The 12,097-nt window shown below is 69.4% G+C and carries 10 protein-coding genes; 8 read left to right on the top strand and 2 right to left on the bottom strand.

The window, feature by feature from the left end; all coding sequences use genetic code 11:
• Positions 1-4: 4 nt before the first annotated feature.
• Positions 5-1,255: a sugar ABC transporter substrate-binding protein gene (locus PKE84_RS03260; RefSeq protein ID WP_271175862.1), complete on the bottom strand. Its 1,251-nt coding sequence runs from the start codon at positions 1,253-1,255 to the stop codon at positions 5-7.
• A gap of 484 nt (positions 1,256-1,739) precedes the next feature.
• Here PKE84_RS03260 and PKE84_RS03255 point away from each other — a divergent pair, with 484 nt between their 5' ends.
• The 7 genes from PKE84_RS03255 to PKE84_RS03225 all read left to right on the top strand — a co-directional run bounded on the left by PKE84_RS03255 (position 1,740) and on the right by PKE84_RS03225 (position 9,393).
• A complete protein-coding gene (locus PKE84_RS03255; protein WP_271175777.1) occupies positions 1,740-2,789 on the top strand; it encodes a LacI family DNA-binding transcriptional regulator in 1,050 nt (349 codons plus the stop codon).
• Positions 2,790-2,843: 54 nt separating this feature from the next.
• Positions 2,844-3,440, top strand: coding sequence for an antibiotic biosynthesis monooxygenase (locus PKE84_RS03250; RefSeq protein ID WP_271175776.1), 597 nt, complete (start codon positions 2,844-2,846; stop codon positions 3,438-3,440).
• A 340-nt stretch (positions 3,441-3,780) separates the two neighbouring features.
• A complete protein-coding gene (locus PKE84_RS03245) occupies positions 3,781-4,647 on the top strand; it encodes a DUF4097 family beta strand repeat-containing protein (protein WP_271175775.1) in 867 nt (288 codons plus the stop codon).
• Positions 4,644-5,276 (top strand): PadR family transcriptional regulator, encoded by a 633-nt coding sequence (locus tag PKE84_RS03240; protein WP_271175774.1) that lies wholly within the window; start codon positions 4,644-4,646, stop codon positions 5,274-5,276. The genes PKE84_RS03245 and PKE84_RS03240 overlap by 4 nt, the downstream gene beginning before the upstream one ends.
• A gap of 258 nt (positions 5,277-5,534) precedes the next feature.
• Positions 5,535-7,718 carry an APC family permease gene (locus PKE84_RS03235; RefSeq protein ID WP_271175861.1) on the top strand — a complete coding sequence of 728 codons (2,184 nt, stop codon included), beginning with the start codon at positions 5,535-5,537 and terminating at the stop codon, positions 7,716-7,718.
• A gap of 35 nt (positions 7,719-7,753) precedes the next feature.
• Positions 7,754-8,554, top strand: coding sequence for an SDR family NAD(P)-dependent oxidoreductase (locus PKE84_RS03230; RefSeq protein ID WP_271175773.1), 801 nt, complete (start codon positions 7,754-7,756; stop codon positions 8,552-8,554).
• A gap of 80 nt (positions 8,555-8,634) precedes the next feature.
• A complete protein-coding gene (locus tag PKE84_RS03225) occupies positions 8,635-9,393 on the top strand; it encodes a MerR family transcriptional regulator (RefSeq protein ID WP_271175772.1) in 759 nt (252 codons plus the stop codon).
• Between the two features lie 145 nt (positions 9,394-9,538).
• On the opposite strand, the gene yczE is transcribed toward PKE84_RS03225, so the two are convergent.
• Positions 9,539-10,465, bottom strand: a complete 927-nt coding sequence (gene yczE, locus PKE84_RS03220) for a membrane protein YczE (RefSeq protein WP_271175771.1) — start codon at positions 10,463-10,465, stop codon at positions 9,539-9,541.
• A gap of 61 nt (positions 10,466-10,526) precedes the next feature.
• On the opposite strand from yczE, the gene yczR reads away from it, so the two are divergent.
• Positions 10,527-12,097: MocR-like transcription factor YczR (gene yczR / locus PKE84_RS03215; RefSeq protein ID WP_271175770.1), on the top strand; the 1,571-nt coding region annotated here is incomplete at its 3' end.

Here is a 12,097-nt window from a genome sequence, read left to right as displayed (position 1 = left end):
TTCCTTACTTGAGGAGCGCTTCGAGGTTCTTCTGCGTCGTGTCCAGGATCGCCTTCGGGTCACCCGTCTTCAACGTCTCGAGCTTGCTGTTGAGGTCGGTCACGACGTCGGCCGAGCCCTTCGCGGTCGGCACGCCCTTGGCGTAGTCGGCGGCGGTCAGGAACGGGACGAGCGCCGGGTTGGCCGACTTCCAGTCGTCAGCAGCCGACTTGATCGACGGCATCGGGCCGAACGCCTTCGAGAAGGCGAGCTGGTCGTCTTTGCTGGTCAGCTTCTCGACCAGCTTGAGCGCGGCGGCCTGGTTGGGGCTGTCTGCTGCGATACCCCAGCAGTTGGTGAACTGCAGCGTGCCGTTGCCGGCCGGGCCCTTGGGGAGCTCGACGACCTTGTACTTGATGTTGGGGTAGTCCGCCTGCATGGCACCGGTGATCCAGTTGCCCTCGATGGTCATCGCGGCCAGACCCTTGCCGAATGCCTCGCCACCCCATCCGGCGCCGAGGTCCTTGGCGTACTTGAGGTCGCCGTCGTTGAGCATCTTCTTGACCTCGGTGAGCGCCTGCACGTTGGCGTCGCTGTTCGCCGTGGCCTTGGTGCTGTCGTCGTTCATCAGGTTGCCGCCGGCCTGGGTCATGAACGAGCCGATGCGGGCGTACTCACCCGAGATGCCGAGACCGACGGTCTTGGCGGTGGTGAGCTTCTTCGAGACGGACTCGAGGTCGGCCCAGGTCTTGGGGTAGTCGGCGTCGGTGAGCCCGGCGGCCTTCCACAGGTCGGTGTTCACGACGAGCTGCAGCGTCGAGAAGTCCTTGGGCGCGCAATAGAACTTGCCGTCGTACGTGAAGGACTTCACGAGGCTGGGGTAGAAGTCGTCTTTGTTGGTGAGCTGGTCACCGTACGCGAGCAGCGAGCCGTTGGACGCGTAGCCGGCCAGCGCATCCGTCGACAGGTAGAAGACGTCGGCGGGCTTCTTCGCTGCGAACCCCTGGGAGAGCTGCTGGTTGAGGTCGCTGGCGGCGACGACGGACGCCTTGGTGCCCGAGCTCGACGCCCAGTCGGAGACGGCCGACTTGACCGCCGCGGTCTCGGCATCGCCGCTGGAGCCGATCATGACCGTGAGGGCCTTGCTCGACGAGGTGAGCTTGCCGGTGGAGTCGCTGCTGCTTCCGCTGAATCCGGAGCCGCAGGCGGTGAGGGCGAGCGCAGCGGCGACGGCGACGGCGCCTCCCGCGAACCAGCGATGGGTGCTTCGTTGCATTGTTGTTCTCTCCTTGGTGTGAGTGCGCCGGGTGAGCGGGCGCACGAGGGGGTGGGTCGACGAGGTCGGGAGGGCGCTGCCGTTGCCGGTGGGCGTGCCGCTGCCGGTGGGGGTGCCGCTGCCGGAGGGCGTGCCGGTGCCGGTGGGCGTGCCGCTGCCGCGGGGGGTGCCGGTGCCGCCGAGGAGCCGGGGGGACGGGCTGCTCTCGGGGGCGGAGGACCGGGCGGGGAGGGACGCTGCGCGCGTGGCGTGCATCAGACCTCCTCTGGTCGCGGTACGGGGTTTGATCGATCAAATCAGCCAGTGCTACGGTGCTTTTGAACGATCAAATTGGGGCGCTGCCACCATAGTCACGCTTTTCGGAAGGTGTCAAGCGGTGCCGGATGTATCGTTCTACTCAGCTTTGAACGATCAAAGCCGCCCGCCGGAGCGCGAGCGGTGCAGGATGGCCCGGACGATGGGCGGAAACCGCGGAGGGAGGCGCATGGGAGCCCAGCCGACGATCAGCGATGTCGCCGACGCCGCCGGCGTCTCACGGCAGACCGTCTCCAACGTACTCAACGCGCCCGATGTGGTGCGGCCGGAGACCCGTGAGCGCGTGCAGCACGCCATCACGCACCTCGGCTACCGCCCGCACGCCTCGGCCCGCCGGCTGCGCACGCAGAAGAGCTCGACCATCGGCATCCGGCTCGATCCGATCACCACCGACGGCATCTCGGGCAGCATCCTCGACCGGTTCCTGCACGCGCTCACCGAGCAGGCCGACCGCAAGAACCTCCGGATGCTCCTCTTCACGGCCACAGGACCCGAAGACGAGATCGCGCAGTTCCAGCGCCTCAGCGAGGGCGCCGACGTGGACGCCTTCGTGCTGACGTCCACGTTCCACGGCGACCCGCGTACGGAGTGGCTGATCGAGCACGGGCAGTCGTTCGTCACGTTCGGACGTCCATGGGGGATCGACGACATGGCCGACCCGGAGCACCTCTGGGTCGACGTCGACGGATGCCACGGCCTGCGGGAGGCGACGACGCATCTGCTGACGACCGGCGCACGACGGGTCGGCTTCATCGGCTGGCCGACCGGGTCGGGCACGGGTGATGACCGCCGCCGCGGCTGGCTCGAAGCCATGCGGGAGGGCAGCGGTCTCGGCGACGCGGGGCTGCGCACCCTCGAGGTGGCGGCCGAAGACGGCGTGAACGACGGAGCGGACGCGATGCGCCGCCTCGAGAAGGCCGCCGGCACGGTCGACGCCGTGGTGTGCGTGAGCGACTCGCTGGCGCTCGGTGCGCTGATGGCCGCGGGAGGGCGCATCCCGGTCGTCGGCTACGACAACACACCAGTTGCGGCGTCCATCGGATTCTCGAGCGTCGAGCAGCCGCTCGACGAGGTGGCGGCCGGTGTGCTCGAGCTGCTCACGGGCGCGCATGGCGGCCGCGTGAGGCCGGGCACCGAGGTGACCGATCCCCGCCACCGTCTGGTTGCGCCGCGGCTGGTCGTGCGCGAAGGTCCGTCGGTGATCGCGGCGGCCCGCTGACGGTCGCCCGCCCCGCGAAATCTGCCGGTAATCCCGATCGGCGACAATTGATGCATGCCTCCACAAGAGACTCTCGAGGACGCGCCACGAGCGCACCGCCTCCCCGTCACCGTATCCATCACCCGTCGCGTCGATGAGTCGCGCCTGCCCGAAGTCACGCACTGGGTTCAGGCGGGCGTCAACCTCGCCAACAGCTACGACGGCTTCCTCGGCTCCGGCTGGGTGCGGGCCCGCCACGACTCCGACGAGTGGCACATGCTCTACCGCTTCGCCGATGCCGCAACGCTCGAGGCCTGGGAGGCCTCCGAGGATCGCGCCGGCTGGCTCTACGACGGCCGCGAACTCGTCGAGGTCGCCCGCGTCGAACGCCGCACGGGCATCGAGGGATGGTTCGACGCTCCCCAGCCGGGCGTGGCTGCTCCGCCGCCCCGCTGGAAGCAGGCCGTCACGATCTGGCTCGGCTTCTTCCCGCTGTCGCTGGCGTTCACCTACCTCACGGTGTACCTGGTCCCGGGCTGGCACCAGCTCTGGCCGCTGGCGACGGTGCTGATCACCACGCTGTGCCTGACGCCGACGATGACCTACCTGCTGCTCCCCTTCGTCACCCGGATGCTGCAGCCCTGGCTGCAGCGCCCCCGCGGCCGCCGCTAGTCCCGCTAGCGTCGCTAGCGCCACGCCGCGCATCCCGTTTCGCTGACCGCCGCGCATCCTCATTTCGTTGAGGGGTGGCAAATCGGGGCTCCTCCGGCGTGTTTAGACGCATTCGCCACCCCTCAACGGAAGCGACCGACGGGGCGGGCCGGGGCCGGTGGTCGGGGGGAACCCTGAGGCGACCCTGAAAAAGGGGCGGGATGGGCGTGTGGGGGTTGCATGCCCGGCATACGCGATATATCGTGACCTTGTCAACAACGCGATATATCGCGAATCACCGAAATCGAATCATCGAGGGTCGCCCAGCGCGGCACCGCAACAGGCAACCAGGAGCACAACAATGGCACAGGACAAATGGCTGATCGAGCCGGGCGACAGCAAGATCATCGACGTCGAGCTGGTACGCCAGCTCAAGGTCGGATTCATCGGCGGTCAGATCGACATCATCGGGCATGACGAGCCCGGCGCGCGCATCGAAGTCCACTCGGTCTCCGGGCGTGACCTCAAGATCACCGTCGAGGGCGACCGGCTCGAGATCGACCACCCGCAGCTCCGCTGGGACAACTTCATCGAGGTCTTCAAGTCGATGCGCAGCAACGCCAAGGCCGATGTCAGCGTGCTCGTGCCGCGCGACGTCGCCCTCAAGTTCGGCATCGTCTCCGCGGACGCCCTCGTCTCCGGCCTTCATACCAACGCCAAGCTGAGCACGGTCTCGGGCGACCTCGTGGTCGATGGACTCACCGGCGACCTCGAGCTCAACAGCGTCAGCGGCGAGCTCTCGGTGCGCAACCACACCGGCCGGATCTCGGCGCACACGGTCTCCGGCGACGTCATCGCCACCGGGGACATCCCTCGGTTCAGCGTCGACGGGGTGTCGGCGGACGTGCTGGTCGACATCAGCGGAACGCCCGACTCCATCTCGACGAACACCGTCTCGGGCGACGTGACCATCCGGATGCCCGACGCCGTCGGCGCCCGCTTCCACGTGAACACCGTCTCCGGCAAGATCCAGCTCGACAACGTCTTCATCAACTGGATGCCCGGCCGCACCTACACCGGCACGGCCGGCTCCCTCGACGGATCGTGGGCCGACGTGAACGTCAACTCCGTCTCCGGCGGCGTCTCCGTGCTGCGCAGCAGCGCGGCCGCCTCCGCCGCCCAGGGCGCGAGAGCGCAGAACGACGACGGCCAGGGAGCGTCGGCATGACCCCGGTCTTCGCCCACGGCAGCCTCCGTCTCTACCTGCTGAGCCTGCTCGCCGAGTCGCCGAAGCACGGGTACGAGCTGATCCAGGCGCTGAGCGACCGCTTCGGCGGAACGTACAGTCCGAGCGCCGGCACCATCTATCCGAGGCTGGCCAAGCTCGAGGAGGAGGGCCTCGTCACCAAGGCGACGGAGGGGCGCAAGACCGTTTACGCCATCACCGACGCCGGCCGTGCCGAGCTCGCGGATCGTGAACACGAACTCGACGCGATCGAAGACGAGGTCACCGACTCGGTGCGCCGTCTGGCCGACGAGGTGCGGGCCGGCGTGAACGAGGCCATGCGCAGCCTGAAGGCCGACCTGGCGTCGGCCGCACGCGAGGCGCGGCGCGGCGGAGGTGTCAGCGGCGACGCCCACCAGGAGTTCCGGCAGGAGTTCCGCGACACCCGTCAGGCGGCGACGGCGTCGATGCGCGAGGCCGAGGCGGTGCTCAACGACTTCCGCCAGCAGCTCCGCACCGACATCCGGTCGCAGGCTGCCAGGGGGTCGCTGCCCGCCGACGTGGTGCCGCAGCTCAAGTTCGAACTGGCCCGGGTGCGCACGAGCATCCTGGAGGCGCTGAACAACCGCTGACGATCACTGAAACGCTGGTGAGGCACCGAAAAGCGCCCCCAGAACGGGGTCTCAGCAACATACGGCAAAAGCGCGTCCGACTCTCAGGGTCGGGCGCGCTTGCGCTGTGCACCGCGCCAGGACGCGGCGCGCGACATCGGCTCCTATCTATTACAGAGCTGCAACGTTCGGGGAGGGCGACGCGCCGACTTGACAGTGGATTGGCAGCGAGTAGTCTCGACCCTCGTGACAAATGAGGGGAGATCCCCGAAGCGGTGGTTGATCGGCGACCCGCTTCCGAGTGAAAAACTCGAAGGACAGCTACTCCCGAAGCACCTCGCCCTACCCATTTTCGCCAGCGACGCACTTTCGTCTGTGGCGTACGCGCCGCAGGAACTGCTGATGATCCTGCTGCTCGGCGGGCTCGCGTTCCTGACCTTCGCGCCCTGGGTGGCCGCGGCGGTCGTCGTACTGCTGGTGACGGTGGTCCTCTCTTACCGGCAGCTGGTGAAGGCGTACCCCTCCGGCGGTGGCGACTACGAGGTCGCCCACAAGAACCTCGGCGAGAAGGCCGGCCTCGTCGTCGCCTCCGCTCTGCTGGTCGACTACGTGCTGACCGTGGCCGTGTCGGTCGCGTCCGGTGTCGACAACATCATCTCCGCGCTCCCCTTCCTCGGCGACTGGCGCGTCGAGCTCGCCGTGCTCTTCGTCATCGTGATCGCCGCGGTCAATCTGCGCGGCGTGCGCGAGTCGAGCAAGGCGTTCGCCATCCCGACCTATCTCTTCATCGGTTCGATCTTCCTGATGATCGTCACCGCGCTGATCCGCACCGCGTTCGGGGACGCGCCGGTCGCCGAGTCGGCGCAGTACAGCGTGAACGCGGCGAACCTCGGGCAGGCGGCGATGATCCTGTTGCTGCTGCGTGCCTTCTCGAGCGGCTGTAGTGCGCTGACCGGCGTCGAAGCGGTCGCCAACGGCGTGCCGGCCTTCCGCACCCCCAAGGTCAAGAACGCGCGCAAGACGCTGGGCCTGATGGGCGGCATCGCGATCGTGCTGTTCGCCGGCCTCACGGCGGTCGCCCTCATCAGCGGCGTGCACTACGCCGAGAACCCGTGCGACCTGCAGGGCTGGGCCGAGTGCGCCACGTCGCCGCAGCGCAGCCTGATCGCGCAGATCGCCGCCGCGACCTTCGGCAACAACTCGATCCTGTTCTTCGTGGTGCAGGCGGCGACCGCGGTCGTGCTGCTCCTCGCGGCCAACACGGCCTTCAACGGATTCCCGCTGCTCGGCTCCGTGCTGGCACGCGACTCGTACGCGCCCAAGTCCCTGAACACGCGCGGCGACCGCCTCGTCTACTCGAACGGGATGATCGTGCTGGCGCTCGCCGCCACCGTGCTGCTGCTCGTGTACCGCGCGAACCTGACCCAGCTCATCCAGCTCTACATCATCGGCGTGTTCGTGTCGTTCACGCTGGGCCAGTCCGGCATGGTCAAGCACTGGATCAGCCTGCTGCGATCCGGAAATGTGCCGTCGGGCGAGCGCTCGAGCATCGTGCGCAGCCTCTGCATCAACGCCTTCGGCGCGTTCCTCACCGCGGTCGTGCTGATCGTCGTGACGATCACCAAGTTCACCCACGGCGCCTACCTGGTGTTCATCTTCATGCCGATCCTGTGGCTGCTCATGCTCGGCGTGAACCGCTACTACCGCGACGTGGAGAAGGAGATCGAGGTCGACCCGGTCACCACCTTCGGCAGCCGCGGCGACCACGCCATCGTGCTCGTCGGCAAGATGCAGAAGCCGGCGCTGAAGGCGCTCGACTATGCGATCGCGGCCAGGCACGACTCCATCGAGGCCGTCCACGTGTCCATCGACGACGAGTCGACCGAGCACTTGCAGAAGCAGTGGATCGAGCAGAACATCCATGTGCCGCTGACGATCATCGAGTCGCCGTACCGCGACTTCGGCATCCCGCTGATCAAGTACCTGAAGCACCGCCGCGAGGAGCACGGCTCCGAGGTCGTCACGGTGTACCTGCCGCAGTACATCGTCGGCCACTGGTGGGAGTCGCTGCTGCACAATCACCGCGCCCACCGCATCCGTCAGCAGCTGATGCTGTGCCACGGCGTGACCGTCGCGCTCGTGCCCTGGCTGCTCGACTCGTCGTCGCTCATCTACGGCCGGCGTTCCCGCCCACTGCCTGGTCAGGACCGCCGCGGCGAGCCGGTGCGGCCGGTCGCGCGCCGACCGCTCGAGCCGGCGTCGAAGACGACGGGTCACACGCACGGTCACGGTGCACGTGGTGCCGGGTCGGCGACGGGTCCCGCGGTCATCCCGGTGGTCACCGGAACGCCGGTGAACGCAGGCCAGACCCCGGCGTCGCCGTCGGGCACCGGCGGCTCGCCGATGCCCGGTGAGAAGCCGCCGACGGAGACGAAGAAGGTTCCGGCGCGCGCCAAGCGCTGAGTGCACGCCATCCGGACATCGCGAGGGAGCAGCTGATGACGACCGATACCGTCCACGAACGCGAGGCACGGGCGGAGTCGCCGTTCAGCCTCGCCGGATCGACCTCCCTCGTAACGGGTGCAACCCGCGGGCTGGGACGTGCGATCGCCGTCGAGCTCGCCCGGGCGGGCGCCGACGTCGCTCTCGGGATGCGCGACACCGACAACGACGGCGGCCTGGTCGCCGAGCTCGAGGCGTTCGGGGTGCGCGTGCTGGCACTCCGGATGGACGTGCTCGACCTCGACGGCAGCATCCACGCCATCCGGGAGGCCGCCGCGGCGTTCGGGCGGCTCGACATCCTCGTGAACAATGCGGGCGGCGGCATCAGCGAGCCGGCGATCGACGTCACCGAGGAGCACTTCGATCGCGTGTGGGCCCTGAACACCCGAGCGCCGTTCTTCCTCTCGCAGGCCGCGGCGCGGCTGATGCGCGAGTCCGGCGGCGGCGCCATCGTGAACATTGCGTCGCAGGCCGGCCTGGTGGCGCTCCCCGACGAGGCGTCGTACTGCATCAGCAAGGCGGCGCTCGTGCACATGACGCGCTGCCTCGCCGTCGAGTGGGGCGAGTACGGCATCCGGGTCAACGCGGTCGCGCCGACGTTCATCGAGACGGACGGCACCAGCGAGGCGCTCTCCGATCCGGCGTTCAAGGCCGACACGATCGAGCGGATCGCCGCGCTGCATCGCATCGGCGTCCCGCGCGAGGTCTCGGGTGCGGTGGCGTTCCTGTGCTCGCCGGCGGCCTCGCTGATCACGGGGCAGACGCTCGCGATCGACGGAGGCTGGACGGCGCGCTGAGCGGGGCTCGCGCCGCGCTTGACCTTGACGTAGCGTCAACCTCTACCGTGGGAATCACGACCACGAGAGAGGAGGCGACGATGGACTGGTCCATCCAGGACATCGCACGGCTGGCCGGAACGACGAGCAGGACGCTGCGTCACTACGATGACATCGGCCTGCTCCCGCCCAGTCGCATCGGCGCCAACGGCTACCGGTACTACGACCGGGGCGCTCTCGTGCGCTTGCAGCGCATCCTGCTGCTCCGCGACCTCGGGCTCGGCCTCCCGGCCGTCGCCGAGGTCCTCGAGAACCAGACGGATGCGGCTCCCGCGCTGCGTAACCACCTCACGTGGTTGCGTGACGAGCGGGAGCGGCTGGCGCGGCAGATCGCGTCGGTCGAATCGACCATCCACGCCATGGAGGGAGGTGAAGAGATCATGGCAGAAGACATGCTCGACGGCTTCGACCACACCCAGTACAAGGATGAGGTCGAGGAGCGCTGGGGCAAGGAGGCATACGCGCGCTCGGACGCGTGGTGGCGCAGCAAGTCACCGGCGGAGAAGAAGGAATGGCAGGAGCTGCAGAAGCGGCTCGCGGCCGACTGGATCGCCGCGGCGACCAGCGGTGCGGCACCCGACGGCGAGGCCGCCCAGGCGCTCGCCCAGCGGCACTTCGACTGGCTCGCGGCCATTCCAAGCACCCCGGGAAGCGACGCGAACGGCCCCACCAAGGGCTACCTCGTCGGCCTCGGCGAGATGTACGTCGCCGATCCGCGCTTCGGCGCGAACTACGGCGGCCAGGCCGGTGCGGAGTTCGTCCGCGACGCGCTCCGCGTCTACGCGGACCGCAACCTCTAGGGTTGCGCGCGCTCAGCCGAGCCCGCCCGCCGACCCCAACCGCAATCGAGTCCGAAGTTGTTGCGTCGAAATCGCGCGATTCGTGTGAACAACTTCGGACTCGATTGCGTTGGCGCTGTGCGTGAGGCTTCGCGCGGCGCGGCGCTCAGGCGCCGGCGCGGCGCACGCGGCTCGCGCGGCGGGTGAGGCGGTCGTCGAGCCAGTACGCGGCGACGGTGGCCGCCGCCCGGCGCGGGGAGACGGTGTCGCCGTCGCGTTCCGAACGCGCGCGGCGCTCGGCCGGCCCGCGGTCGGGCTGGTGCTCGCGGATGACGTTGCCGCGCGCGGCGCTGTCGGCGCGCATCCGGGACCCGGAGTCGGATTCGAGCAGGATGCCGTCGCGCACGTCGAAGCGCTCGGCATCCTGCTCGTCGAGAGCCGCCGACTGCTCGGCCGTGCCCTCGAGTTCGCGCTCCGCCGCATCCGTTGCAGCGTCATGCGGGAGCCGGATCGCGAAGAAGGGGAGGGTCAGGCTGCAGAGCGGCCCGACCAGGAGTGCGAAGGCGAGCGTGCCGACGCCGACGTTGCCGCCGAGGAACCAGCCGACGATCAGCACGGTCACCTCGATGCCGGTGCGAACCGCCCAGATCGGCCATCCGGTTCGGGCGTGCAGGCCGGTCATCAACCCGTCACGCGGGCCGGGCCCCATGCGCGGCCCGATGTAGAGCCCGGTGGCGACGGCGAGCAGCAGCAGCCCGCCGGTGAAGAGCAGCACCTCGGCCCAGAGCTCGCTCTGCTGCGGGATGAGCCACAGCCCGAGTTGCGCGGACGGGCCGACGAGCAGCACGTTCAGCACGGTGCCGAGCCCGGGGCGCTGGCGCAGCGGGATCCAGAACAGCAGCACGACCAGCCCCACGACGTTCGTGATCAGCCCGAACGCCCACCCGGTCTTGATCGACAGCCCCTGTGCGAGCACGTCCCACGGGGAGACGCCGATGCCGGCGCGCACCATCATCGCGATCGCGATTCCGTAGAGGAACAGTCCGAGCAGAAGCTGCACGACGCGGCGGGTGAGGAGGAGTGCGGGATTCACTCTCCTATCCAATTTCAGAATTGGCCTTTGATCAAGATGCCAATTAGCTTAAGGTGGCCTTATGCCGGATGCCCAGCTCACCGCCCGCTCCCTGGAGACCCTGCTCGGCGAATGGCGCGGAAACGGTGCGCACTACCAGGCGCTGGCCGACCGCATCCGGTTGCTCGTGCTCGACGGACGCGTGCCGATCGACACCCGCCTGCCTGCCGAGCGGGACCTCGCCGGCCGCCTCGAGCTGAGCCGCACCACGGTCACCGCCGCGTATCGCGAGCTGCGCGACGCCGGGTTCGTCGACAGCATCCGGGGCTCGGGCAGCGTGACCAGGCTGCCGGGACCGGTGCTCGTGCAGGGCGCGCCGATCGGCGGCGACGGGATGCTCGACTTCACCAAGGCGGCGCTCCCCGCGGCGACCGCGCTGCCCGCCGCCGCCCGCGCCGCGGCGGAGGAGCTGCCACACTTCCTGCCGAGCTCGGGCTACGACCCCGTGGGGCTTCCGCACCTGCGCGAGGCGATCGCGGAGCGGTACCGGTCCCGCGGATTGCCGACCGATCCGGAGGAGATCCTGGTGACGGTCGGTGCGCAGCAGGCGATCGCGCTGATCGCGCGCACCTTCCTCGGGCGCGGCGACCGGGCGCTCATCGAGATGCCGACCTACCCGCACGCGACAGAGTCCCTGCGGCTCGCCGGGGCGCGGCTGGTGCCGATCACGGTGACGCCGCCGGGGTCGGCGGGGCCGGCGGGGCCGGCGGGGCCGGCGGGGCCGGCGGGGCCGCATCCGGTTGTCGGTTCGGGAGCCGCGGGTGGTTCGGGCGAGGCGGACGGCTGGGACATCGAGGCGATCGAGCAGACCATCCAGCGCGCCAACCCGGCCCTCGCCTACCTGATCCCCGACTTCCACAACCCGACCGGTGCATCCATGTCGCCGGAGACACGCGCGCGGGTGGTCGCCGCGGCCGCCGCGCAGGGCACGATCGTGGTCGGTGACGAGACGACCGGCGACCTCGATATCGACCGGATGGGCGAGTTCCCATCGATCGCGTCGTTCCGCACGCGACGGGCGGGCGACGCGCCGCTGCTGCTGATCGGCTCCGCCTCCAAGAGCCTCTGGGGCGGCCTCCGGATCGGCTGGATCCGGGCCGACCGCTCCGTGGTGCGCAAGCTGATCGCCGCCAAGCCGTCGACCGACCTCGGAACGCCCATGATCGAGCAGCTCGTCGTCGCCCGGATGCTGCCGGACTTCCCCGCGATCATGGAGGAGCGGCGCGTCCAGCTGCGTTCCGGCAGGGACACCGTGCGCCGGATGCTCGCCGAGACGTTCCCCGACTGGATCGTGCCCGACCTGCACGGCGGCCTCGCGGCGTGGGTCGGGATCGGCGCCCCGGTCAGTTCCGCGCTCGCCCTCGGCGCGCGCAACCACGGGCTGCTGCTGGCCGCCGGCCCGCGCTTCGGCCTGGACGGCGCCTTCGAGCGCTTTCTGCGCATCCCGATCACGTACAGCGAGGAGGAGACGGGGCGCGCGGTGGCGGCCCTCGCGCGCGCCTGGGCCGGCTCGCTGCGCGGCCCCGTGCCATACGCCGACCCGGTCGCCCTCGCCGACGTCGTGCGCCCGGAATCGGCCGAGGCGGTGCGGTC

This window comes from Leifsonia poae, from assembly GCF_027921845.1.
GTDB lineage: Bacteria > Actinomycetota > Actinomycetes > Actinomycetales > Microbacteriaceae > Leifsonia > Leifsonia poae.
This window is presented reverse-complemented; position numbering and strand designations above follow the sequence as displayed.

What these genes read in the sequence shown, in the direction of transcription:
- PKE84_RS03260 (WP_271175862.1), bottom strand. Translation starts at nt 1,255, where the DNA reads ATGCAACGAAGCACCCATCGCTGGTTCGCGGGAGGCGCCGTCGCCGTC.
- PKE84_RS03255 (WP_271175777.1), top strand. Translation starts at nt 1,740, where the DNA reads ATGGGAGCCCAGCCGACGATCAGCGATGTCGCCGACGCCGCCGGCGTC.
- PKE84_RS03250 (WP_271175776.1), top strand. Translation starts at nt 2,844, where the DNA reads ATGCCTCCACAAGAGACTCTCGAGGACGCGCCACGAGCGCACCGCCTC.
- PKE84_RS03245 (WP_271175775.1), top strand. Translation starts at nt 3,781, where the DNA reads ATGGCACAGGACAAATGGCTGATCGAGCCGGGCGACAGCAAGATCATC.
- PKE84_RS03240 (WP_271175774.1), top strand. Translation starts at nt 4,644, where the DNA reads ATGACCCCGGTCTTCGCCCACGGCAGCCTCCGTCTCTACCTGCTGAGC.
- PKE84_RS03230 (WP_271175773.1), top strand. Translation starts at nt 7,754, where the DNA reads ATGACGACCGATACCGTCCACGAACGCGAGGCACGGGCGGAGTCGCCG.
- PKE84_RS03225 (WP_271175772.1), top strand. Translation starts at nt 8,635, where the DNA reads ATGGACTGGTCCATCCAGGACATCGCACGGCTGGCCGGAACGACGAGC.